Here is a 22721-nt window from a genome sequence, read left to right as displayed (position 1 = left end):
GCGCGGGGGGGGGGGGCGCCCGGGCGGCGGGGGGGGGGGCGCCCCCGGGGGGGGGGGGGGGGGGGGGGGGGGGGGGGGGGGGCGCCCCCCCCCCCCCCCCGTGGTCGGCGGTCGGCCACCGACGGCCGGCGGGGCGCGACCGGTCAGACGCGGTCGGCCGCGATCAGGACGTACTGGAAGGAGCCGTCCTTGTAGGACTCGATGAACGCCTCCTCGATGCCGGTGACCAGCGAGGAGGTGGCGCGCAGCTCCCAGTACGGCAGGGTGTCCGGCGTCAGGTCGATGACGGCCTGCGGGACGAGCCGGTTGTCGGCCATGGCCCGCAGGTACTCACGGCGGGAGTGGATGTTGCACTCGAAGTGAGCGTTGATCTGGGAGACCCACTTCGAGGGCTGGCCGTAGCGCGGGTTCCAGCAGCCGGTGATGGTCACGTACCGGCCGCCGACCTTGAGGAAGCGGGAGTGCTCCGCGAAGAGGTCGTCGAGGTCGACGTACATGCTCGACTCGTTGTTCCACGAGGCGGCCATGCTGCCCTTCTCGAAGGGGGTGTCGAGCATGTTGCAGACCTGGGCGCGGACGTGGTCGGCGATGCCCAGCTCCGCGGCGCGCCGGTTGCCGAACTCGGCCTGGGTCGAGGAGAGGGTGACGCCCTCGACCTTGCAGCCGAAGCGCTGGTGGGCCATGACGCTCGAACCGCCGCGGCCGCAGCCCGCGTCGACGAGGGTGTCCGTGTCCTGGATCACGCCGAGGTGGTCCAGGAGGACCTCGGCCTGGGCCGACTCCAGCCGGTGCAGCTCCGTGATCAGCTTCTTCTCGTACTCGCTGTCCTCAGGGGTGCCGAGGCCCGCGTGGTCCACGGCACCGATGCCGTAGTGGTGGTGGTACAGCCCGTCCACATCGCCGAGGCGCAGGTTCACCGGCCGGGCCTCGGCGTTCCAGTAGCGGGCGATGTCGCCCTGGTAGGGCGTCGCCGGGTTCGGGACGAACGCGGCGGTGTCGTTGACGGTGGTGAACTCGGTGCTGGTCACAGATAATTCCATTTCTTACCAGAAATCGGGCAGGCTGTATCGGTAGGTGTTGGTCTGGTGCCAGTAGTGGTTGGCGTCGACCCAGACGGCGACTCCGCGCAGGAAGCGCAGCACGCTCGGGACAGGGCAGGCGAGGGCCAGGGCGGCGGCCTCGCTCTCGAAGGCGCGCATGAGGTCGTTGTGGACCTCGACCGCCTTGAGGTATCCGTCGCGCTCGGAGAGGTTCTCGCGCTCGGAGAGCACCACGGGCAGGTTCAGGTGGTTGCCGGGGCTGTCCAGTTCCTTCATGTACGAGTAGAGGTCGTTCACGATGGTCGTGGCATTCCCGGCCAGGGCGAGGACGCGCTGCATGGCCGGCTGGGCGTGCAGGTCCGCGGGCAGTTCGTAGCCGCCGACGGTGTCCGTGATGGTGGGGCAGGGGCGGAAGTTGTTGAACTGCCGCATCGACAGGTACTCCCACACCTCCGGCATGTGGTTCGTCTCGGCCCAGGCGGCCTCGGCGAGGTAGCCCATGTGGAGCCGGGCCATGTCGTGCCGGAAGCGGTCGGCCTGGGAGGGGGTCGACTGCCGGACGAAGTACTCCATGGCGGAGCGGTACGCGCGCCGGGGGGAGTCGGAGTACAGCGACTCCGCCCACTGGGGCGCGTACTCCTCGGTGGTGTGCAGCGGGTCGAGCGCGGTGTGGGCGAGGAGCAGCCGTCCGCCGAGTCCGACGGGCGAGCCGCCGTGGTCCTCGCAGTAGATGTCGTCGACGGCGTTCTCGGCGACCATCAGCCGGGTGGCGATCATCACGTGTTCGACCGTCGGGGCGTCCGGGTGGCAGGCGACCATGTAGCGCCCGACGGAGAAGCCGTCGAACTCGCCCTCCCAGTCGTCGGGGAAGAGCTGGACCTCGTCCACGGCCCAGTCCTTGATCCGACGGCTGACCTCGTCCACCCGGACGGGGTCGGGTTCGGGGACGGGGTGGAAGTAGAGGCCGGGGATGGGCCTCCCCTCGGCGGGCGTGGGGAGCGGGGGTTCCGGCGGGGCCGGTGCCGCCGGGGGCCGGGCCAGCGAGAGGGTCGCCGTGCCCAGACCGGTGGGCCCGCCGAGGAACCACGCCGGGGCCCCGGCGGGTTCGGCGGGGGTGGGGCGGGGTGCGGGGGCGGACTCCGGTGCCGTGACCTCCGGCACCTCGGCGGCCGGTGGGGCCGCCGCGGGCGGGGGCGCCGGCACGGCGGCGGTGACGGCCGTCCCCGCGGGCGCCTCGGCGAGCACCTCGGCGAGCACCCGGGACCCGAAGAGGGCCGCGGCGGAGGGCAGGCTCGACAGCAGAGGGGAGAGCCCGGGTTCGGGCATCCGTGACTCCTCGGTGAGATGGATGGACTGTCCCGGATCCCGGGCGTTCTCGGACGGCCCGGGAATCCGGACCGTCACGGCCTCCGCGAGGGGGCCGGACGGCTCCGCTGGGGCGTGTTTCACACGTGGCGCCGTCTGACCGGCGGGCGGGCCCGGCGGTGTCCGGTGCCTGCGATCGCCAGGCGGAGGGCCGCCCCGGCACTGGATGTACCGGTGTGGTCCCGACAACGCGGCGAGCGTGCGTGCCGGGCGCCGCCGGGCGGGCGGGACTCTGGCGACACGCCCTAGGGCGTGTTTCGAAAGTAGCGCCGTCTGCCCGGAGGGCAGGCCTGGCGGCGTCTGGTGCGTGCGATCGCCAGGCGGAGGGCCGCCCCGATACTTGGATGTATCGGGGTGATCCCGACAACGCGGCGAGCGTGCGTGCCAGGCGTCGCCAGGCAGGCGGGACTTTCGAAACACGCCCTAGTCGCGCCTGCGGGCGATCTGCACGTTCTCCAGGACGCCGAGCGCGTTGGGCACGAGGATGGCGGCGGAGTAGTACGTGGTGACCAGGTACGACATGATCGCCTGCTCGCTGATGCCCATGAAGCGGACGGACAGGCCGGGCTCGTACTCCTCCGGGAGACCCGTCTGGCGGAGTCCGATCACTCCCTGGTTGTCCTCGCCGAGGCGCATCGCGAGGATCGAGGTGGTGTTCTCCGCGCTGATCGGGATCTTGTTGCAGGGCAGGATCGGGACTCCGCGCCAGCTCGGGATGCGGTGGCCTTCGAGGTCGATGGTGTCGGGGTAGAGGCCGCGGGCGTTCCACTCGCGCCCGATCGCGGCGATCGCCTTGGGGTGGGCGAGGAAGATCTTGGTGCCGCGGCGGCGGCAGAGCAGCTCGTCGAGGTCGTCCGGGGTGGGCGGGCCGGAGTGGGTCTGGATGCGCTGCTTGAAGTCGGCGTTGTGGAGGAGGCCGAACTCGCGGTGGTTGATGAGCTCGTGCTCCTGACGCTCGCGCAGGGCCTCGACGGTGAGCCGGAGCTGCTCCTCCGTCTGGTTCATCGGCCCGTTGTAGAGGTCGGCGACCCTGGTGTGGACCCGCAGGACGGTCTGGGCGACGGAGAGCTCGTACTCGCGCGGCTTCAGCTCGTAGTCGACGAACGCGCCGGGCAGGGCGACCTCGCCGGTGTGACCGGCCGACATCGCGATCTCGGCCTCGCCGTGCTTGTTCTGGCGCTGGAGCGGCAGCGAGCTGAATTCCTGGATGTGGCGCTGCAGGTGGGGGGCCGAGGCGAGGACCGCGCCGAACTCGGAGCGGGAGAGGGTGAGCAGGGTGCCGGAGGTCTCGGCGGTGGCGGTGTAGTCCCATCGGGCGTCGGCGTCCAGAAGGGCGTTCTCACCGAACCGGTCGCCGTCGGCGAGCACGGCCACGGCGACCTCGTCGCCGTACTTGCCGACCGAGGTCTGGCTGATCCGGCCGTGGGCGATCAGGTGGATCTCGTCGGCGGGCGCACCGCGCTGGACGAGCACCTCCCCGGCGCTGAAGTCGCGCTGGACGCAGCGGCCGGCCAGCGTGCTCAGCACCTCCTCGTCCTCGAAACCGCGGAGCAGGGCGAGCTCGCCGAGCTCGCCGGGGATGACCCGGACGCGGGAGCCGTCCTGGACGAACTCGATGCGTCCGTCGCCGACGGTGTAGCTGAGTCGGCGGTTCACCCGGTAGGCGCCACCCTTGGTCTCCACCCAGGGGAGCATCCGCAGCAGCCAGCGGGAGGTGATCTCCTGCATCTGGGGGGCGGACTTGGTGGTGGTGGCGAGGTTCCGGGCCGCCGCGGTGCTCAGGCTGGACTGCTTCGGCGATTCCTGCTGAGCTTCCGGGCTGGTGTCAACGGTCATGGGGTCGAGCTCTCCTTGGGAGGGGGTGCTGACGGGCGCACGAGCGCGCCGGTCGAAAAGCGGAGAAAGCAGGTGAAGGAAGGAATTCCTGGAGGAATCCAGGAAATCCGTCCAGATCCCGGGGAACAGTAACGGCCTGCTCCGCTCATCCACCTCGTCGGACTGACGGCATTACCTCGATCCAGCGATCTTGCTGGCAAAAGGGTTTAAAGACACGGGCAACGGTTTTCAGCCGGTATGACCGAAACATCCCTACGGGGAGACGGGGAGCGCGCGCCGGGCGCGACCGTCACCCCCTCACCACCGGCGGCGCGTGAATCAGCCGAAATGGGATAAGCGTCGGCGGCATCATGCCCCGCGGGAACGGCGTCGCGCTGCTGCGGATGAGCGGGCGGACCCGACGGCAGGCGATCAGCCGGGGGCGGACCCGAAGGCAGGCGATCACCTGGGGGCGGCCCCGCCGCTCCGGAACGGGGCCGCCCTCCACATCGAAACGTCGACCGGAACACCGGACCGACACGCTGGCGCGCGAGGCGGGCGTCGACGTCGTCGCCATCGTCGGCGCGGAGCCGGGGCGCGGCAGCGGGCCGGGAGCACGGAGCCGGGCCGGGGGCGCGGCACCGGGCAGGGGCCGCGGCGGCGGTCACCGCACGACCTGCCCGTCGTCGAGCCGGGACGCGGTCGTGTTCCGAGCGCCCGGTCTCCCGTGCGACGGGTCCGGTCAGTCGGGCTGCCCGGTCCGGCCAGTGAGCTGTTCGGCGAGGTCCCGCTCGGTCTCCTCGGGGAGCGAGGTCTTGAGGACGGTGCCGCCGAACGGCTCCATGGCCGTGGCGAACCGGTCCTCGGTGATCTTCGAGGCCATGATCACGACGGCGGACCCGCCCGGTTCGAGGAGCGAACGGACCTTGTTGCGGAAGGCGTTGTCGACGCCCGTCTGGTTCAGTCGGCCGATCAGCCCGCCGACGGCGGCGCCGATCACGCCGATGCCCGGCGTGAGGACGATCATGCCGAGGACCAGTCCCCAGAGGGCGCCGGCGGTGGCCGAGAGGGCGACCTGCCCCTCCCGGCGCGCGGCGGTGTCGACATGCGTCGCGCCCTGCGCGTCGACCGACACCACGGCGAGTCCCGTCAGATCCACGACATGGCTCTCCTCCAGTTCCCGGACGGCGGCGAAGGCCCTGTTCGCGACGGCGAGATCGTCGTAGCCGAGCACGATCAGTTCGGACATGTGGCTCTCCTTCCGGGGTCAGTAGCGCAGTACGGCGGCGATGCGGCCGAGCTCGGCCAGGGTGTCCTCGGGGACGAACTGGACCTCGGCGCCGGTGTCGAGGGCCCGTTCGACGATCTCGTCGACCATGTCGTCCCTGGAGTCCGTGGCCCCGGACTCGACGGGCTCCAGATGGCCGCCCTCCTCGCGTACGACCGTGCGGTACTGGTCCTCGACCGCGAGCAGTCTGATCCGGCCGTCCTTCACCGCCTGCCACACCTCGTCGAGGCCCCCGGCGAACTCGCGGCGGCCCCGTGCGGTGTCGAGTTCGGCCACGACGGTGGCCGAAGCGGCGGCCTCGCGGGCGGCGCGCGCGGGCTCCACGGCCTCGTGGACGGCCGCGGCGGGTCCGCGGGCGAGTCCGCCGTGCTGGACCGGGGTGGTGCCCGCCCGGAGCGGTCCGGTCTCCTCCAGGAGGGTGAGGGCGGCGGGCTCGCCGAGCAGGTAGAGCGGGCGCGGGTCGGAGGCGAGGACCGCGTTCAGGGCCTCGTGCGCCTCGCGGAAGAACTGGCGGGTGGCCTCGTCGCGGAAGGTGCTGGGGAGGTCCCCGATCCGTTCCTTGCGCTCGGCGTCCGGGTCTTCGAGGCTGCGGGTGAGCGGGAAGCCGTCACCGGTGTGCTCGGTGGTCCGCTCGGGGCTGCCGCTCCACAGGGAGATCCGGTCGGCGGCCACCGCGAGGGCCCAGGTGGGCCGTGCGGCGGCCTGGGCGGCCACGAGGTTGCGGGTGAGGAAGGTGTCGGCGAGGACCACGCGCTCGGGGACCGTACGGGCGAGCGTCCACACCTGGTGCTCGCCCTGGGCCACGTGGATGACGAGGCCGTCCTCGACGTGTGCGAGATCGATTTCGGCCACCGCGCGGCGCAGCTGGTCAAGGATGTCGGCGCGCCGCTCGCGGGGGACGTCCGGGTCGTCCTGGAGCGCCTTCTCCGCCGTGCTCACCAGGTTGCGCAGGCGTACGGGGTCCTGGGCGTTGTCCGGTTCGCGGCGGTGGGTCGGCATCACGAGGGACACGGCCGGATACGGGCGGGGCTGTCGCAGCTTGGCGAGCGCGTCGCCGCTGAGCGCGGGGGGCATGGGTGGTCCTTCCGGTGACGGGGCGGGCGTGCCTGCGGGGTGGGGGCGGCTACCGCTGGGGGCCGGTGAGCCGTTCGGCGAGGTCCCTCTCGTCCTCGTCGCTGAGCGAGGTCTTGAGGACGGTGCCGCCGTGCGGTCGCATCGCGGCCGTGAACTTGTCCTCCGTGACCTTCGAGGCCATGATCACGACGGCGGCCGTGCCGCGTCCGAGGAGGGCGTCGACCTGTTCGCGGAAGCGGTCGTCGACTCCCGACTGCGCGAGTCTGCCGACGAGCCCGCCGAGGGCCGCCCCGGTCAGGAGGCCGACTCCGGGCAGCAGGAAGAGGATGCCGAAGACGGTTCCCCAGAGGGCGCCGGTCGCGGCGGTGGCGCCGACGACGCGTCTGCTGGTGTCGACGTGGGTCTCGCCCTCGGCGTCCCGGGAGACGACGGCGAGTCCGGCGAGCCGTACGACGTGGTCCCGCTCCAGGTCCTTGACCGTGGCGAGCGCCTCTTCGGCGACCTGGTGATCGTCGTATCCGATGACGATGAGTTCGGCCATGCCCGCCTCCTCGGGGAAGGGACGCCGGGGGTCCTCCCTTCCGTCGGAGAGACCCGGACGGGCTCTCCGGGGCCCACAGGGAGTCATCCTGTCCCGGTTCGCGGGTCCCCGCGACTCGATGGGGTCCGGCCGGGGACGCGGCGGGCCCCGCCGTCCCGTGGTGCCGGACGGCGGGGCCCTGAGCCGGTGGTCGTGCGCGGGCGGTGTTACGCCACGGGCTGCTGCTGGGTGACGCAGTGGATGCCGCCGCCGCCCGTGCCGAGCCGGTCGATGTTCAGCTGTTCGACGACACGGCCGGGGTAGAGCCGGGCCAGGGTGGCCCTGGCCGCCTGGTCCGCGCGGGTGTCACCGAAGTGGGCGCTGATGACGGCGCCGTTGCAGAGGTAGTAGTTGGCGTAGGAGGCGAGGAAGTCCCTGCTCCTCGAACGGATCTTGTCGTAGTCCGGGCCCTGGAGCTGGGTGACGTCCATCGGCACGCCGCCGGAGGTCGTCGCCGCGTCCAGGAGGGCGTACTGCTGGCGCGCGTCCTTGGCGTACACGTCGGTGTCGGTGGCGAGCGGCATCTGGACGAGGGCCTCCCCGGGGGCGAGGAAGCGGGAGGTGGCGTCGACGTGGTCGTCGGTGATGTCCTGGCCCTTGACGCCGTCGAACCAGATGAGCTTGGAGGCTCCGTACGCGGCGAGTACGGCGGTCTCCACCTGGCGCTCGGTCATCGCGGGGTTGCGGTTGCGGTTGACGAGGCTGCTGCGGGTGGCCATCAGGGTGCCGGCCCCGTCCTGCTCGACGGCGCCTCCCTCGCCGACCAGGGCGGCGTAGCTGATCGGGACGCCGACGTAGGCGGCGATCCGGCCGGCGACGAGGGCGTCCTTGGCGTGGGTCTGCTTGTTGCCCCAGCCGTTGAAGTTGAGGCCGACGGCGTCCAGGCCGCCGGTCCCGTTCGTACGGAAGACGGGGCCGGTGTCCCGCGTCCAGCAGTCGTCCACCGGGATGGTGGTGATCACGGTGACGGTGGAGCCGCACAGCTGGCGGGCCTTGGCGGCGCTGCCGGAGTTGGCGCACATCACGACCGGTTCGTACTTCGCGACGGTGCGGGCGATCAGGGCGATGTCGGCCTGGACCCCGCTCAGGGTGCTGCCCCAGATGGCGGTGCTGTCGGGCCAGGTCATCCAGGTGCGGGTGTGCCGGACGTCCTCGGCGGGGACCCGGAAGGTCCCCGCGGTCCCGGCGGCCAGGGCGCTGCCCCCGGCCGTGGTGGAGAGGGCCGCGCCGACGGCGGTCAGTCCGGCGGCGACGAGGAAGCCGCGCCGGTTCGGGCCGGGGCGGCCGGGCCGGTCCTCCTCGGGCCGGGTTCCTTCGGGCCGGTTCGCCTGGGCGGAGTGTGCGGCGGGTCGGTTCACGTCTGCCTCCTGGGTGTGGCGGTGGGCGGTGCGGGTGCGGTCATCAGGCGCTGCCGGGCTTCCGCGATCCGGTCCGGGTTCCAGCCGGGGCGCGGGACGGAGTCCAGGAGCAGCCGGGTGTAGGGGTGCTGGGGCGCGGCGAGCACCTCGGCGGTGGCACCGGCCTCCACGACGCGGCCCCGGTGCATGACGAGGAGCTCGTCGGTGACGCAGCGGACCACGCCGAGGTCGTGGGTGATGAAGAGGTAGCCGATGGGGGTCTGTTCGCGGATGTCGGCGAGCAGGTTGAGGATCTGGGCCTGGACGGAGACGTCGAGGGCGGCGACGGCCTCGTCGAGGACGAGGACGGCCGGTTCGACGGCGAGGGCGCGGGCGATGGCGACGCGCTGGCGCTGGCCGCCGGAGAGCTGCCGGGGCAGGGCTTCGGCGGCCCGGGTGCCGAGACCCACCTGGTCGAGGAGTTCACGGACGCGGGGTGCGGGGTCCCGGTCGGGGAAGTGGAGGCGGAGGGTCTCGCGCAGGGCCCGCTCGACGGTGCTGCGGGGGTCGAGGGAGAGGTAGGGGTCCTGGAAGACCAGCTGGACCTCGCGGGCCCTGGCCAGGCGCTGGGCGCGGCCGCGGGCACGGGCGGGCCGGACGGTGCCCCGGACCCGTACCTCGCCGGTGTCGGCGTGTTCGAGGCCGACGACGATCCGGGCGGTGGTGGTCTTGCCGGAACCCGAGCCTCCGACGATGCCGAGCGAGCCTCCCTCGGGGAGGGTGAAGGACACCGCGTCGACGGCGTGGACGTCCCCGAAGGCACGGCTGAGGCCGTCGGCCCGCAGCAGGGGTTCAGTCATCGGCGGTGCTCCCTCGGGCGGCGAGCCGGTCGTGGTGGTGGCAGGCCGTGTGGTGGTCCTCGTCGATCCGGGCGGGTTCGGGCGCCCGCTCCGCGCACAGCTCGGTGGCGAGCGGGCAGCGGGCGGCGAAGGCGCAGCCGGTGAGGGCGGTGCGCGGGTCCGGCGGGCGGCCGGGGATGGCGGGGAGTCTGCCGCCGGGGGCGGTGTGGCGGGGGGTGGAGGCGAGCAGGGCCGCGGTGTACGGGTGGCGGGGGTGGGCGAACAGGGTTTCGGCGGGTCCCGTCTCGGCGATCCGGCCCGCGTACATGACGTAGACGCGGTCGCTGACGGCGGCGGCCAGGTCGAGGTCGTGGGTGACGAAGAGCAGTCCGGTGCCGAAGCGGCGGCGGAGCCGGGCGAGGAGGGCGATCACCTCGGCCTGGGTGGTGACGTCGAGCGCGGTGGTGGGTTCGTCGGCGAGGAGGAGGGCGGGGTCGCCCATGAGCGCGGCGGCGATCACGACGCGCTGGAGCATTCCGCCGGAGACCTGGTGCGGGTACTTGGGGAGGGCGGTGGCGTCCAGTCCGACGGCTTCGAGGAGTTCGACGGCGCGCGCGGTGGCTCCGGCGCGGTCCGTGGTGCGGGCGGCGCGGACTCCTTCGGTGAGGAAGTCGCCGATGCGTCGGAGCGGGTTGAGGGCGGCGCGCGGGTCCTGGAAGACCATGGCGGCGGTGCCCGCGCGCAGGGCGCGGAGCCGTTCGGGGGCGAGGGAGAGGACGTCCTGTCCGTCGACGAGGACCGTGCCGCCGGTGGTGGCGCCGGGCGGCAGCAGACCGAGGGCGCTGCGGGAGGTGAGGGACTTCCCGGAGCCGGACTCTCCGACGAGGGCGACGGTCTCGCCCGCGCCGACGGTGAGGCTGACGCCGTCGAGGACGGGGCGGGCGGTGCCGGGGAGGGTGATCCGCAGGTCGCGGACGTCGAGGGCGGCGGGTGGTGCGGTCATCCGTCTCTCCTTGCGACACGGTCGGCCCAGCGTTCGCCGACCACGTTGAAGGCGACGACGGTGAGGACGACGAGGAGGCACGGCAGGACCGCGGAGAGCGGGTAGCCGTACTGGACGGCGGTCTGGCCGTCGAAGACCATGCGGCCCCAGTCGGGGGTGAGCGGGGGGACGCCGAGGCCGAGGAAGGACAGGCCGGCCAGGTCCATGAGGGCGTAGCCGAAGTTGATGGTGGCCTGGGCGAGGACGACGGGGGCGATGGCGGGCAGGACGTGCCGCAGGCAGATCTGGAGCCCCGAGTGGCCCTGGACGCGGTAGGCGCTGATGTGGGGGCGGGCGCGTTCGGCGAGGACGAGGGAGCGGGTGAGCCTGCTGACGTACGGGAGGTAGGCCACGCCGAGTGCGACGACGGGGGCGAGGAGTCCTTCGCCGTACACGGAGACGACGAGGACGGCGAGGAGCACCCCGGGGAAGGCGAAGACGAGTTCGGTGCCCCGGGAGAGGAGGGTGTCGAGCCTGCCGCCGCGCCAGGCGGCGGCGGTGCCGACGGCGACGCCGACGAGGGTGGAGGTGATGACGACGCCGAGCGGTCCGAGGAGGGAGGTGCGGGCGCCGAGGAGCAGGCGCGAGAGGGTGTCCCGGCCCGCGGCGTCGACGCCGAGCGGGTGTTCGGGGGACGGTCCGGCGAGGGCGGCGCCCAGGTCGACGGCGTTGGGGTCGTGGGGGGCGAGCCAGGGCGCGAGGAGCGCGACGGCGACGACGCCCGCGGCGAAGGCGAGGCTGAGGAGGTGGAGGGGGGAGCGGCCGGAGGAGGCGCGCAGCCCCCTGAGTCCGGGTCTGCGGGTGAGGGCGGTGGTCATGTGCTCGCTCCTCTCGTCCCGAGGGCGATCCGGGGGTCGACGAGCGGCAGGAGCAGGTCGACGAGGAGGTTCACCGTCATGAAGAGGGCGACGATGATCAGGGAGACGGCCTGGACGGTCGGGAAGTCCTTGGTGGTGGTGGAGAGTTCGAGGAGCTGTCCGATGCCGCCGATGCCGAAGGCGGTCTCCACGAGGATCGTGCACACCAGGAGGGTGGAGACGATCAGGCCGGCGGTGGTGAGGACGGTGCCGAGCGAGTTGCGGAGCACGTGGGCGCGGATGACCTGGCGTTCGGGGACGCCCCGGCCGCGGGCGACGGTGACGTGTTCGGCGGTGAGGGCTTCGAGCATGGCGGAGCGGGTGACGCGGGCGAGCATGCCGACCAGGTAGAGGGCGAGGGCGATCGCGGGCAGGGTCAGGTGCCAGACCCGGTCGAGGAATCCGGTGCCCGCGCCGCCGCTGGGGAACCAGCCGAGCCGGACGGCGAAGAGTCCCTGGAGGAGGACGGCGGCGACGAAGGAGGGGGTGCCGACGGCCAGGGTGGTGCCGAGGAGGACGGCGGAGTCGGTGGCTCCGCCGCGTACGGCGGCGATCCGGCCGAGCAGCAGACCGAGGACGACCACGACGGTGAGGGCCATGGCGATGAGGAGGAGGGTGGTGGGCAGCCGGTCGGCGAGGAGCCGGGAGACGTCGGTGCGGTAGGTGAGGGAGCGGCCGAAGTCGCCTTGGAGGATGTCTCCGAGCCAGCTCAGGTAGCGCACGGCGAACGGGTCGTCGAGGTGGTACTGGGCCTTGACGGCGGCCAGTGCCTCGGGGGACGCGGAGCGGCCGGAGAGCAGGAAGCTCGCGGGGCTGCCGGGCGCCAGGTACATGGCGCCGAAGACGACGAACGACGCCACGAGCAGGGTGGCCGCCATCTCGGCGGCCCGCCGGACGGCGAATCTCAGGAAGTTCACGGCGCCGCCCCGACGTCCGCGGCCCAGGGGTAGTACAGGTAGGCGATGGTGGTGGGGGCTCCGGTGATCCTCTTGTTGAGGAAGAGGGAGGTGGGCCATTCGGCGACGGGGATCCACGGGAGCTGTTCGGCGGCGTGCCGCTGGAGTTCGCTCTCGATGCGGAGCCGGTCGCCGCGGTCCTGGGTGGCGGTGGCGCGGTCGACGAGCTCGTCGTACCGCCGGTCGCGGTAGTCGGCGAAGTTGAGGTAGGCGCCGCTCCTGAAGTTGGCCAGGAGGTCGAGCGGGTCGGTGATCGAGTCGTAGTAGGTGAGCGGGAACATGTCGATGCCCTCGCGCGCCTCGGGGTCGGTGAAGAGGGCCGTGAAGGCGTTGGGCGCGACGGACTTGAGGTTGATCTTCAGGCCGATGCTGGTGCCCGCGGCCTGGACGGCGGTGGCGAGGAGGGAGACGTCCTGGCCGATGGAGCTGGTGGCGACGGTGAGGGTCTTGCCGGTGGCGCCCGCCTCCCGGACGAGGGCGCGGGCCTTCTCCAGGTCGCGGGTGGTGGGGGGCAGTCCGGCGAAGGCGGCGCGGCGGGTCTCCTCGGAGGCGCCCGCCCAGGCGGCGCGGCTGGTCGGGGAGGTGGTGGCGGTTCCGGCGCCGCCGAGTCCGGCCCGGACGAATCCGCCGCGGTCCAGGGCGAGGGAGAGCGCCCGTCGGACGCGTACGTCGCCTAGGGGGCCCTTCATGTCGGTGACGTTGACGTTGACGGTGCTGAGGCCCTCGCCGAAGGAGAGGGTTCCGGCGCCGCTGTTCCTGAGCCGGTCGTAGCTCTCGGTGGGGATGAGGTAGCCGCCGTCGGCCTCGCCGCTGAGGAGGGCGTTGGTGCGGCCGGTCGGGTCGGTGAGGAAGCGGAAGACGACCTTGCCGGCCTTGGCCCGCTTGCCCCAGTAGCCGTCGAAGCGGTCGAGCTGGAGCGACTGGCCCTTCTGCCAGGCGCCGAGCGTGAAGGGGCCCGTGCAGGCGAGCCCGCCGGAGGTGCCGTAGTCCTTGCCCGCGGTGGTGACGCCCGCCCGGGAGGCGATGACTCCGGCGGCGGTCGCCATGTACTGGGGGAACTGCGAGTCGGGCTTCTTCAGCTTGACCGTGACCCGGAGCGGTCCGGTCTTGCGGACGGAGGCGACGTTCCGGAAGTTCTGGGCCCAGGCCGCCGCGTTCTTCGGGTCGGTCTGGCGGCCCAGGCTGAACACGACGTCGTCGGCGGTCATCGTGCGGCCGTCGTGGAAGCGCACCCCGCGCCGCAGGTCGTAGACCCAGGTCGTCGGGTCCGGCTGGGTGGCCTTCTCCGCGAGTCCGGGTTCGAGGGTGAGGCCCGGCGTCCAGCGCATCAGGCTCTCGCACACGTTGGAGAGGATCGTGTTCTGCGGGTAGTCGAACGCCATGGTGTAGTCGAGCGTCGGCGGTTCGGCGTACATGGCCCAGGTGAAGGAGTCGATGTCGCCCTTGGCCCGGGGGGTGCCGGTGGAGAGGGCGAACGCGCCGCCGGTCGCGTCGCGGGGCGGCCCGGCGCAGGCGGCGAGGACGGCGGCGGAGAGCAGCGCGAGCGCGGCGCGCGCGGCCGTCGCGGGGACGGACCGGCCGCGCGGCGGTCCGGGTCGGCGTCTGGAGACGCGGAGTGGGGGTGCGGTGGTCATCGTCGCGCTCTCTTTCGGTACGGCGGTCGGTACTTCGGTACGGCGGTCGGTACGGGTCGCGGCGGCTCGGGCCCGGCGGGGACGGTGGGACGAGGAGAGGGAGGGGCGGGGGGGCAGTGCCGGGCGGGGTGTCGGGGTGCGGTGGTCCTGGGTGTCGGGGGCGGGGCGGCCCCGGGGCCCGGGTCGGGTGGCCCGGGGGGGGGCGTTGGGGGGCGGGTGGCCCCGGACGTAGGAGCGGGGTGGACCGGAGTGCCGGGAGCCGGGCGGTCCCGGGCGCCGGCCCGGGGCGGTCCCGGGCCTCCGCGGGGGACGGCCCGGGGTGCTCCGCCGGTGGCGCCGGACGGAGGCGGTGTCGTTACGGGGTGGGCCGGTGTCGCTACGGGGTGGGCCGGTGTCGTTACGGGGTGGGGCGGGCCGCCGCCGGGATCTGCTGGGTGATGCAGTGCACCCCGCCACCGCCGTACGCGATGACCGGCGCCGGGACTCCGACGACCTCCCGGCCCGGGTGGGCGCCCGCGATGACGTCCAGGGCCGCCTTGTCCTGCGGCACTCCGGCGACCGGGACGACGATCCCGCCGTTGGCGAGGTAGTAGTTGAGGTACGAGACCTCCACGCGCCCGCCCGCGACCTCGGTGAACGCCGTCTGCGGCACGTCGACGATCTCCAGGGCGCGGCCCCGGGCGTCGGTCGAGACCTCCAGGACGGCCCGGTTGGCACGCATCCGCGCGTGGTCGGGGTGCGCCGGGTCGTCGGGCAGGGAGACGACGACCCTGCCGGGGGCGGCGAAGGCGCAGACGCCGTCCACGTGCCCGTCGGTCTCGGTGTCGAGGAGCCCGCCGTACGGGAGCCAGATCACCTTCTCGACACCGAGCCGCGCCTTGAGCTCCGCCTCGATCTGCTCGCGGCTCAGGTCGGGGTTGCGGTTGGGGTGGAGGAGGCACTGTTCGGTGGTGATGAGGGTGCCTTCGCCGTCCACGGTGATCGCCCCGCCCTCCAGGATCATGCCGGAGGGGATGCGGTCGATCCCGAGGTGGTCCAGGAGCAGGGCGCTGATCCGGTCGTCGGAGTCGTACGGGTGGTGCTTGCGGCCCCAGGCGTTGAAGCGGAAGTCGACGCCCGCGCGGTGGCCGTCGGCGTCGAGGACGAAGAGCGGGGCCGAGTCGCGGAACCAGGAGTCGTCCAGGGGCAGTTCCACGACGGTGACGCCCTCGCCGCAGTGCGCGCGGGCATCGTCGCCGTAGCCGGGCGGGGCGACCATGGTGACGGGCTCGAACCGGGCGACCGCCTGAGCGACATCGGCGTACTCGCGCTTCACGGCGTCCAGGACGCCGTCCCAGAGCTCTACGCGGGTGGGCCAGGCCATCAGACAGCCCTCGTGCTCGGACCACTCGGCGGGCATACGGAAGGCAGCCATCAGTGTCTCGTTTCTTTCGATGGGAGGATCGTGGTGCTAACTGAATTTTCAGTCAAGATGAAAGACGTGAAAAAGAGCCGGATACGGCGAACGCATCGGTGGGCGCCCGGCGGAGGATCTACCGGAAGAGGACATGTCAGAGGAAATAGAGGCGGCTGAGGGAGACCCGCTGCGCCGGTTCCGAGCGCAACGGGGAGCCGTCGAGCGTCACCAGTCCGTCGCGCGGGTCGACCTGGACGTCTCCCACGCGCGCGTTGCCGACCATCTGCGCCGGCCCGATGCCCCGGGTGTCCCGGACGGCCACCCTGCGGCGCCGGGTGCCGAGGGCGTCGTAGGGGCGTCCGGGTGAGCCCGACTCTGCGGCGGCCCGGCTGACGAAGGCCACCGAGAGCTCGGCGGGGGCGGCGCCGTGGGCGCCGAACAGCGGCCCGAGCACCAGGGGCTCACAGGTGTCCGTGGCGGCGTTCGGGTCGCCGGTCACACCGTACGCGGGGAAGCCGTTCTTGAGGACCATCTGCGGTTTGGCGCCGAAGAACGGCGGTTTCCACAGCACGATGTCGGCCATCTTGCCGACCTCGATGGAGCCGATCTCATGGGCGAGGCCATGGGCGATGGCCGGATTGATCGTGAGCTTGGCGACGTACCGCAGCACCCGCGCGTTGTCGTCGCCCGGCCCGTCACCCTCCATCGGACCCAGCTCGGCCTTCATCTTCCCCGCCATGGCGAAGGTCCGCCGGACCGTCTCCCCCGCCCGACCCATCCCCTGCGCGTCCGAAGAGGTGATGGCGATGGCGCCGAGGTCGTGCAGGACGTCCTCGGCACCCATCGTCCCGGCCCTGATCCGGTCACGGGCCATCGCCGCGTCCCCCGGCAGATCCGTCTTGAGCGCGTGGACGGAGACGATCATGCCGTAGTGCTCGGCGACGGCGTCCCGCCCGAAGGGCAGGGTGGGATTCGTGGACGAACCGATGACGTTGGGCACCCCCGCCATCTTCAGCACGTTCGGCACATGCCCGCCGCCGCACCCCTCGATGTGGAAAGCGTGGATCGTACGCCCCTCCAGAACCGCCAGGGTGTCCTCCACCGACAGGCACTCGTTCAGCCCGTCACTGTGCAGCGCCACCTGCACATCGTGCTCCTCCGCCACCCGCAACGCCGTGTCCAGCGCCCGCGTGTGCGCCCCCATGTCCTCATGGACCTTGAACCCCGACGCCCCGCCCTCCGCCAGCGCCTCCACCAGCGGAGCCCCGTCCGACGACGAACCCCGCGCCAGGAAACCGATGTTCACCGGCCACGCGTCGAACGCCCCGAACGCATGCCGCAACGCCCACGGCGAATTCACCCCCACGCCCCAACTCGGCCCGATCTCCTGGCCGATGATGGTGGTGACACCGCTGGCGAGGGACGCCTCCATGATCCGGGGCGACAGCAGATGCACATGGGTGTCCACCGCCCCGGCGGTGGCGATGAGGCCCTCCCCCGGGATCATGGTGGTCCCGGTGCCGACGACGACGTCGACACCGTCGAGGGTGTCGGGGTTCCCGGCCCGCCCGATCGCGTGGATACGGCCCTCACGGATGCCGATCGACACCTTCCGGATGCCCTGGACCGCGTCGATCACCAGGACGTTGGTGATGACGACGTCACAGGTGTCGCGGACCGCCGCCGCCTTCAGGTGCATTCCGTCCCGGGCGGTCTTCCCGAACCCGGCCAGGAACTCGTCCCCCGGCTTCTGCGCGTCCGACTCGACCCGCACGACGAGCCCGGAGTCACCGAGCCTGACCCGGTCCCCCGCCCGTGGCCCGTGGACGGTCGCGTACTCCTGCGGGTCGATGTGCCGGCTGACGCCCGGCGCGCAGTGATCGCCGTGTCTCGTGGGCCTGCTCACGCGCGTGCCCCTTTCTGTTCCGTACCTGTCGCGGGGAGCGGTCGCGCGCCCCGGTACCCGCAGGCGACCGCCCGCCGCAGGGCTTCTTCCTTCGCGCCGGGCGCGTCCAGCGGTCCGTCGACCAGGCCCGCGAAGCCGATGACGACCCGGGCACCGCCGATCGGCACGAGCCCCACCTCAGCGGCGCCGCCCGGGTCGAAGCGGAAGGAGGCCCCGGCGGGGATGGCGAGCCGCATCCCGTAGGCGGCGGCGCGGTCGAAGTCGAGGCGCGGGTTGACCTCGAAGAAGTGGAAGTGCGAGGTCACGCTCACCGGCACGGTCGCCGTGTTCCGCACAGCGAGGGTCAGTACGGGCTCGGGCACGGCCACGGGCTCCGGTCCGGGCAGTACGGCTCCGGGGACCGCGTCGCCACCACCCTGGCCGCCGTCCTTCCGGCCCTCTTCCCGGTCGGCTTCCTGGTCACTGGCCTCCCGGCCGTCACCCTCCCGGTCGCCGAACGGCTCGGAGACGACGGCCAGCCGGGTGCCGTCGTCGAAGACGGCCTCCACCTGGATCTCGGTGACGATGTCGGCGACCCCGGGCAGCACGTCGTCGGGGCCGAGGACCGACCGTCCGCGCGCCACGGCGTCGACGAGGCGTTCGCCGTCACGGGCCGCCTCGCAGACCGTGTCCGCGATGAGCGCGGTGACCTCGGGGACGTTGAGCCGCAGACCGCGCGCGTGCCGGGCACGGGCGAGTTCGGCGGCGGTGAACAGCAGCAGGCGGTCCCGCTCTGTGGGGGTCAACGGCATGTCGGCCTCGGATGGGTCGCGTCCATGGGTGGTTCCTTCCTCCCCTGCGCGGAGGCGGGGAGCGGAGAGGGCGGGCACCACGCCCCGGCGCTCGACACCGTGGAGCGAGCGGGGCGGGCGTGGCCCGGCTTGAACTCACTGTGGCACTGACTGAAAACTCAGTCAAGAGTGGAGGGAGCGTGAACCACCGGGGAAGAAAGGGGTGTTCTCGGGGCCTCACCCGGGGCGGCCGTCGTCTCGTGCGACTGACGCCGCACCCGGGCCGAGGGGCCGTCGGCTGCCCTCAGAGCGCCTTCATTCGCACGGGCCGGCGCTCTCCACGGGTCATCGCTTCGTACGGGCAGCCGCTCGGACCCGCCCAGCCGTTTCGCGCGGGGCCGTCGACTGAGGAACACACCACTGCAGACCCCGGGGAAGGGCGCCTGGAGCCGATCAGAGCCCGGCCCCGGCGCGAGCCCCGGCACGGCCGTCGAACAGGAGCCCGGCCGACGAGAGAGTTCCAGCGGCGACGCCGGTGGCGGACCGCTCAAGCACCCCGGGCGCCCGCCGGGAGCGTGGCCCCGGGATCACTCCCCCGAGTCACCGCCGACCAGCGGGCCGGGATGCGTCCACGGCGTGGAGCGACAAGGGGACGCTCCGAGGACACACCCGCGCGAACCCGCCGAGGCGGGAACGACACCTCTCCCGCACCCCGCACCCCACCACCCGGGAGGGAAGTCCGGCGTCACACTCCGCGCAGGGCCGCCAACTCCACTTCGACGGCTTCCCTCAGGAGCGTGCGCGCGTGGTCGACCGCGAGGCCGCCGCTCAGCCAACGCATGCTCAGGCCCTCCAGGAGGGCGGTGAGCCGTTCGGCGGCGGAGGCGAGCGCGGCGGCGGGGGCCATCGGATACACATGACCCAGGAGCGCGGCCACCTCCTGCACCCATACGAGGGTCGCCCGCGCCAGGTCCTCGCGCAGGACAGGATCGAAGACGGCGCTCGCCCGCAGTTCGCCCCAGGCCGAACTGTTCTCGCGCACCTCGGGGGCGTCCTGGAGCTCCAGGAGAAGGACCTCGTCGAGTTCTTCGCGGGCGGTCAGCGGCTCCGCATCGGGGTCGCGCGAGGTGGTGTACCGCTCGGCGCGGTCGTTGATGAACTCCAGCGTGCTGCGCAGGATCCCGGTGCGGTCCTTGAAGTGGTAGTAGATCAGGCCGGTCGAGACCCCGGCCTCCGCCGCGAGTTCCTCCACGCGAAGCCCGCGGACCCCGCGCCGGGCGATGACCCGGGCGGCCGCTTCCAGGATCTGAGTACTGCGAGACGCCATGTCGTGAACCCTATCCGGCCCGTCGGCCCTCGTGATCACGGCCGGGGCGCACCGGCACCGCACCCGGGGCCGTATCCGGTACGGGGTGCGCGGCTCCGGTCTCACCCGGGCGTGCGATTGACTAAAGTTTCAGTCAACAGTACGGGGTCCGGAGGAAGACCGGGCCCGGAGCAGAAGGAGCAGCCGGTGACGGGGACGAAGGACCGGAGACGGGCGATCCTGGACGCGGCCGCCCGGCTGATCGCCCGCCGGGGGGTACGGGGGCTCCGGGTCGAGGAGCTGGCCGCCGAGGCGGGGGTCTCCAAGGCGCTCGTCTACTACCACTTCGAGGACCGCGCGGGACTCCTGCGCGGCACGCTCGCGTTCGTCGGCGCCCGCGCCGAGCGGTGCGCGCGGAGTGACCCGCCGGACCGGGACGGCCCCGGCGCGCCGCTCGCGGAGCTGGAACGGCGGCTGCTCCGGGAGATCGAGGACGTGCCGGAGGTGCGGGAGCACAGTGCGGCCAGGGGTGAGCTACGGGCCGGAGCCGTCTTCGACCCCGAGCTGCGCGAGGAGCTGGAGCGGGCGAGCGGGGCGTGGGTCCGGGAGGTGGCGGACCTGCTCGCGGGGGTGGCCCCCGGGCTCCCTGACAGGGAGCTCCTCGCGGCGGCGGAACGGCTCACCGCCCTGATCGAGGGGCTGGGCACCCGCTGGCTGATCGGCATCCTGCCGGTGGCCCACGCGCGGACACTGCTGCGGGAGGCGGTCGCGGCGGAGGCCCACCACCTGGGACTGCCGGACCGGCGGAAGGCGGCACACGACGACGCGCGCGCGGGACTGACGGGCTGAGGGGCCGACGGGCCGGCACCCCGAGGCCCGGACGGAGGGAGACCGATCGCCCGACACCCGACACCCGACGCACCGCAGACCGCAGACCGCAGACCGCAGACCGCAGACCGCAGACCGCAGACCGCAGACCGCAGACCGCAGACCGCAGAACCTACCCGTCGTCGGCCCGAGCAGCCATCCCGCCGGGCTCTCCGTCAGTCGCGCCACCCCCTCTGACCTCGCCCGACACCCGCCCTCCTCGGTTTGACTGAAAATCCAGTCAGTGTCACAGTGAGGCTCACGGCCACCCGAGACCCAGGCCTTCGAATCCCGCCCCATCGTGCGCGTCATCATGAATCGCCCCGGTTTGGCCGGATAGTCTCGCCAGCCCATGAACGGAGCAGCCTTGTCCCCCTTCTCTCCCTCCCGCCGTACGGCCCTGCGCGCCTTCGCCGGGATCGGCGGTGTCCTCGCCCTCGGTGCCTCCGCGTGCGGATCCGGCGGCTCGGCTCCCGCCGGGGCCGCCGCCTCGTCCCGGCCCGCCACCGGCTCGGCGAGCCCCGCCGCCGCACGCGGCGAGCGCCGTTTCGGCGCCGAGTGGGAGAGCCACACCCGTACGTTCATGTCGTGGCCCGCCCTCACCGAGGTGTGGGAGGAGGACCTGCGGTACGTGCGCCAGGACATCGCCGCCATCGCGCGTGCCGTCGGCGAGTACGAGGCGGTCGTGATGATGGCGCGCCCGGACCAGGTCGCGGCGGCACAGCGGGCCTGCGGCTCGCAGGTCGAGGTGATCCCGCTGCCCGTGGACGACCTGTGGGCCCGCGACACCGTGCCCGTGTTCGTGGAGGACGGGAAGCAGCTCGTCGGCATCGACTTCAACTTCAACGGCTGGGGAGGCAAGCAGGCGCACGCCAACGACGCCCAGGTGGCGAAGCGGCTGCTCCAGAAGTACGGCATCCCCCGCGAGCGGGCGCCGCTGGTCTCGGAGGGCGGCTCGTTCGAGACGGACGGCGAGGGCACCCTCCTCATCACGGAGAGCTCGATCGTCAACGACAACCGCAACAAGGGGAAGACCCGCGACGAGATCGAGGACGAGCTGATCGAGACCCTCGGCGTGGAGAAGGTGGTCTGGCTCGCGGGCGTGCGCGGCGAGGACATCACCGACGCGCACGTGGACAGTCTCGTGCGGTTCACCGCCCCGGGCGTGGTCCTTCTCGACCAGGCGTTCCCCGGCTCTCCCCCGGACTCGTGGTCTCGGTCGGCGGACCAGGCGCGGTCGGTCCTGGAGAAGGCCACGGACGCGCGGGGCCGCCGGTTCGAGATCGTGGACCTGCCGCAGCCCGATCTCGACCGGATCACCGGGGAGGGCGACGACTTCGTGTCGACGTACGCGAACTTCTACGTGGCCAACGACTCCGTCTTCATGCCGCAGTTCGGCGACCGCAAGGCCGACGACCGGGCACGGAGCATCCTGCGGGAGCACTTCCCCGGCCGTGATGTCGTGCGGGTGCGGATCGACACCATCGCCTCGGGCGGCGGCGGCATCCACTGCGCGACCCACGACCAGCCCGGCAAGCCCGCCGCCTGACACCCACAAGGGCATCCCCTCCTCCCGTCCCTCCCCCACCCCCGGAGCCGCGGCCGTGTCACCGAGACGACGTCACCTCCCGGCCCCCGGCGGGGCGCTCGGCACGGCCGTCGTGCTGGTGGGCGTCGCGATGGCCGTGCTCTGCGGGCTGTGGCTGCAGTTCGGCGAGCGCCAGGACCAGGAGACCCGGCACACCGCCGGGACGCGGGCACCCGACCGGATCGACATCGACGCCTCCGTGCAGCGCGTCGACGCGGCCGGACGGGAACTGGTGCTCCGGCTCCTCGTCACCCCGCGCGGCGCGCTCGCGGAGGCGGGCGGGGTCGCACCCGCCGAGGAGCTGACGCTGCAGACCTCGTCGTCCGTGCGCGGTGACATCGCCTTCCCCGCGCACCGCCGCATCGGCACGGTCGACGTCCCGGTGACGTTGACGGGCGGCTCGATCACGGACTATCCGTTCGACGCGTACGACGCCGAGATGGAGTTCGGCGCGGTCCAGGGCGGCGCGGGCGTCCCGGTCCGCATGACGCTCGTCAACCGGGACGCCCTGTTCGCCCTCGGGGTGGACGCCTCGGAGGACCGGGGCACCGCGGTCTTCGCGGCGGAGGTGGTGCGGTCCCGCAGCGTCCTCGTCTTCGCCGTCTTCATGATGCTGGCGATGTGGGCGCTCACCGTCGCCGTGCTCCTCGGCGGCAGACACCTCGTGGTGCGGCGCGCGGGCCTCACCGGGCCCGCGCTCGGCTGGATGGCGGCGACGCTGTTCGCCCTGGCCGCGTTCCGCAACGCCGCGCCGGGCGCGCCGCCGATCGGCAGTCTCCTCGACTACCTGGCCTTCTTCTGGGCGGAGACGCTCATCGCGTTCTGTGTGATCGTGGTGGTGGTCGCCGCCGTACGGGCAGAGGGTCCGCCGACGCGCGAACCGGTCGGCTCCGGCGGCGCGGGGACCTCGTCGCACCCCTGACCGGAGACGGCCCGGTCCAGGGGTGCCGTCCCGGACGGACCCCGAGGACAGCGTCGTCTCCCGGCTGTACGCGACGGTGCACGGCAGTCCGGTCGCCGCCCGCACGACGGCCGCCGTTGGTCGTCGACTCCGTCTCCCG

General features: G+C 72.8%; 19 protein-coding genes. 3 read left to right on the top strand and 16 right to left on the bottom strand.

The annotated features are described in order from the left end of the window. Positions 1-143: 143 nt before the first annotated feature. The 16 genes from ACIRQY_RS03815 to ACIRQY_RS03740 all read right to left on the bottom strand — a co-directional run bounded on the left by ACIRQY_RS03815 (position 144) and on the right by ACIRQY_RS03740 (position 19226). Positions 144-1028 (bottom strand): geranyl diphosphate 2-C-methyltransferase, encoded by an 885-nt coding sequence (locus tag ACIRQY_RS03815; RefSeq protein WP_401239352.1) that lies wholly within the window; start codon positions 1026-1028, stop codon positions 144-146. A gap of 15 nt (positions 1029-1043) precedes the next feature. Further along, entirely contained in the window at positions 1044-2366 is a 1323-nt protein-coding gene (locus ACIRQY_RS03810; RefSeq protein WP_403922237.1) for a family 2 encapsulin nanocompartment cargo protein terpene cyclase, read from the bottom strand. Between the two features lie 462 nt (positions 2367-2828). Next, positions 2829-4241 carry a family 2B encapsulin nanocompartment shell protein gene (locus tag ACIRQY_RS03805; RefSeq protein WP_403922235.1) on the bottom strand — a complete coding sequence of 471 codons (1413 nt, stop codon included), beginning with the start codon at positions 4239-4241 and terminating at the stop codon, positions 2829-2831. A 721-nt stretch (positions 4242-4962) separates the two neighbouring features. Then, complete coding sequence (locus ACIRQY_RS03800; RefSeq protein WP_403922233.1) at positions 4963-5469, bottom strand: DUF1269 domain-containing protein; 507 nt, start codon at positions 5467-5469, stop codon at positions 4963-4965. An 18-nt stretch (positions 5470-5487) separates the two neighbouring features. Then, complete coding sequence (locus tag ACIRQY_RS03795; RefSeq protein WP_403922231.1) at positions 5488-6582, bottom strand: chemotaxis protein; 1095 nt, start codon at positions 6580-6582, stop codon at positions 5488-5490. Between the two features lie 49 nt (positions 6583-6631). Then, a complete protein-coding gene (locus ACIRQY_RS03790; protein WP_403922229.1) occupies positions 6632-7123 on the bottom strand; it encodes a DUF1269 domain-containing protein in 492 nt (163 codons plus the stop codon). A gap of 206 nt (positions 7124-7329) precedes the next feature. After that, complete coding sequence (locus tag ACIRQY_RS03785; protein WP_403922227.1) at positions 7330-8520, bottom strand: agmatine/peptidylarginine deiminase; 1191 nt, start codon at positions 8518-8520, stop codon at positions 7330-7332. Then, on the bottom strand, positions 8517-9359 hold the full coding sequence (locus ACIRQY_RS03780) for an ABC transporter ATP-binding protein (protein WP_403922225.1): 843 nt from the start codon (positions 9357-9359) through the stop codon (positions 8517-8519). The genes ACIRQY_RS03785 and ACIRQY_RS03780 overlap by 4 nt, the downstream gene beginning before the upstream one ends. Further along, on the bottom strand, positions 9352-10341 hold the full coding sequence (locus ACIRQY_RS03775; protein ID WP_351784180.1) for an ABC transporter ATP-binding protein: 990 nt from the start codon (positions 10339-10341) through the stop codon (positions 9352-9354). The genes ACIRQY_RS03780 and ACIRQY_RS03775 overlap by 8 nt, the downstream gene beginning before the upstream one ends. Beyond that, positions 10338-11198, bottom strand: a complete 861-nt coding sequence (locus ACIRQY_RS03770; protein WP_403922223.1) for an ABC transporter permease — start codon at positions 11196-11198, stop codon at positions 10338-10340. The genes ACIRQY_RS03775 and ACIRQY_RS03770 overlap by 4 nt, the downstream gene beginning before the upstream one ends. After that, a complete protein-coding gene (locus ACIRQY_RS03765; RefSeq protein ID WP_351784176.1) occupies positions 11195-12154 on the bottom strand; it encodes an ABC transporter permease in 960 nt (319 codons plus the stop codon). The genes ACIRQY_RS03770 and ACIRQY_RS03765 overlap by 4 nt, the downstream gene beginning before the upstream one ends. Continuing rightward, on the bottom strand, positions 12151-13827 hold the full coding sequence (locus tag ACIRQY_RS03760; RefSeq protein ID WP_403922221.1) for an ABC transporter substrate-binding protein: 1677 nt from the start codon (positions 13825-13827) through the stop codon (positions 12151-12153). The genes ACIRQY_RS03765 and ACIRQY_RS03760 overlap by 4 nt, the downstream gene beginning before the upstream one ends. A 397-nt stretch (positions 13828-14224) precedes the next feature. Then, positions 14225-15241: an agmatine/peptidylarginine deiminase gene (locus tag ACIRQY_RS03755; RefSeq protein ID WP_403922219.1), complete on the bottom strand. Its 1017-nt coding sequence runs from the start codon at positions 15239-15241 to the stop codon at positions 14225-14227. A 136-nt stretch (positions 15242-15377) separates the two neighbouring features. Further along, positions 15378-17129, bottom strand: coding sequence for an urease subunit alpha (locus tag ACIRQY_RS03750; RefSeq protein WP_403922217.1), 1752 nt, complete (start codon positions 17127-17129; stop codon positions 15378-15380). Continuing rightward, positions 17126-17920, bottom strand: coding sequence for an urease subunit gamma (ureA, locus tag ACIRQY_RS03745; protein WP_403922215.1), 795 nt, complete (start codon positions 17918-17920; stop codon positions 17126-17128). Before ureA ends, ACIRQY_RS03750 begins: the two co-directional genes overlap by 4 nt. Positions 17921-18644: 724 nt before the next feature. Continuing rightward, on the bottom strand, positions 18645-19226 hold the full coding sequence (locus ACIRQY_RS03740) for a helix-turn-helix domain-containing protein (protein WP_351784166.1): 582 nt from the start codon (positions 19224-19226) through the stop codon (positions 18645-18647). A gap of 186 nt (positions 19227-19412) precedes the next feature. Between ACIRQY_RS03740 and ACIRQY_RS03735 the strand changes: the two genes are divergently transcribed. The 3 genes from ACIRQY_RS03735 to ACIRQY_RS03725 all read left to right on the top strand — a co-directional run bounded on the left by ACIRQY_RS03735 (position 19413) and on the right by ACIRQY_RS03725 (position 22582). Continuing rightward, complete coding sequence (locus tag ACIRQY_RS03735) at positions 19413-20054, top strand: TetR/AcrR family transcriptional regulator (protein WP_403922213.1); 642 nt, start codon at positions 19413-19415, stop codon at positions 20052-20054. Positions 20055-20439: 385 nt separating this feature from the next. Then, positions 20440-21621, top strand: coding sequence for an agmatine deiminase family protein (locus ACIRQY_RS03730; protein WP_351784162.1), 1182 nt, complete (start codon positions 20440-20442; stop codon positions 21619-21621). A 55-nt stretch (positions 21622-21676) separates the two neighbouring features. After that, entirely contained in the window at positions 21677-22582 is a 906-nt protein-coding gene (locus ACIRQY_RS03725; RefSeq protein WP_403922211.1) for a DUF4436 family protein, read from the top strand. The last annotated feature ends 139 nt before the right edge of the window (positions 22583-22721 follow it).

The organism is Streptomyces sp. NPDC101490, from assembly GCF_044767145.1.
Taxonomy (GTDB): domain Bacteria; phylum Actinomycetota; class Actinomycetes; order Streptomycetales; family Streptomycetaceae; genus Streptomyces.
Note: the sequence above shows the minus strand (reverse complement) of the source record. Positions and strands in the feature narration are given on the sequence as shown.

What these genes read in the sequence shown, in the direction of transcription:
- ACIRQY_RS03810 (WP_403922237.1), bottom strand. Translation starts at nt 2,366, where the DNA reads ATGCCCGAACCCGGGCTCTCCCCTCTGCTGTCGAGCCTGCCCTCCGCC.
- ACIRQY_RS03805 (WP_403922235.1), bottom strand. Translation starts at nt 4,241, where the DNA reads ATGACCGTTGACACCAGCCCGGAAGCTCAGCAGGAATCGCCGAAGCAG.
- ACIRQY_RS03780 (WP_403922225.1), bottom strand. Translation starts at nt 9,359, where the DNA reads ATGACTGAACCCCTGCTGCGGGCCGACGGCCTCAGCCGTGCCTTCGGG.
- ACIRQY_RS03770 (WP_403922223.1), bottom strand. Translation starts at nt 11,198, where the DNA reads ATGACCACCGCCCTCACCCGCAGACCCGGACTCAGGGGGCTGCGCGCC.
- ACIRQY_RS03795 (WP_403922231.1), bottom strand. Translation starts at nt 6,582, where the DNA reads ATGCCCCCCGCGCTCAGCGGCGACGCGCTCGCCAAGCTGCGACAGCCC.
- ACIRQY_RS03775 (WP_351784180.1), bottom strand. Translation starts at nt 10,341, where the DNA reads ATGACCGCACCACCCGCCGCCCTCGACGTCCGCGACCTGCGGATCACC.
- ACIRQY_RS03800 (WP_403922233.1), bottom strand. Translation starts at nt 5,469, where the DNA reads ATGTCCGAACTGATCGTGCTCGGCTACGACGATCTCGCCGTCGCGAAC.
- ACIRQY_RS03740 (WP_351784166.1), bottom strand. Translation starts at nt 19,226, where the DNA reads ATGGCGTCTCGCAGTACTCAGATCCTGGAAGCGGCCGCCCGGGTCATC.
- ACIRQY_RS03790 (WP_403922229.1), bottom strand. Translation starts at nt 7,123, where the DNA reads ATGGCCGAACTCATCGTCATCGGATACGACGATCACCAGGTCGCCGAA.
- ACIRQY_RS03760 (WP_403922221.1), bottom strand. Translation starts at nt 13,827, where the DNA reads ATGACCACCGCACCCCCACTCCGCGTCTCCAGACGCCGACCCGGACCG.
- ACIRQY_RS03755 (WP_403922219.1), bottom strand. Translation starts at nt 15,241, where the DNA reads ATGGCTGCCTTCCGTATGCCCGCCGAGTGGTCCGAGCACGAGGGCTGT.
- ureA (WP_403922215.1), bottom strand. Translation starts at nt 17,920, where the DNA reads ATGCCGTTGACCCCCACAGAGCGGGACCGCCTGCTGCTGTTCACCGCC.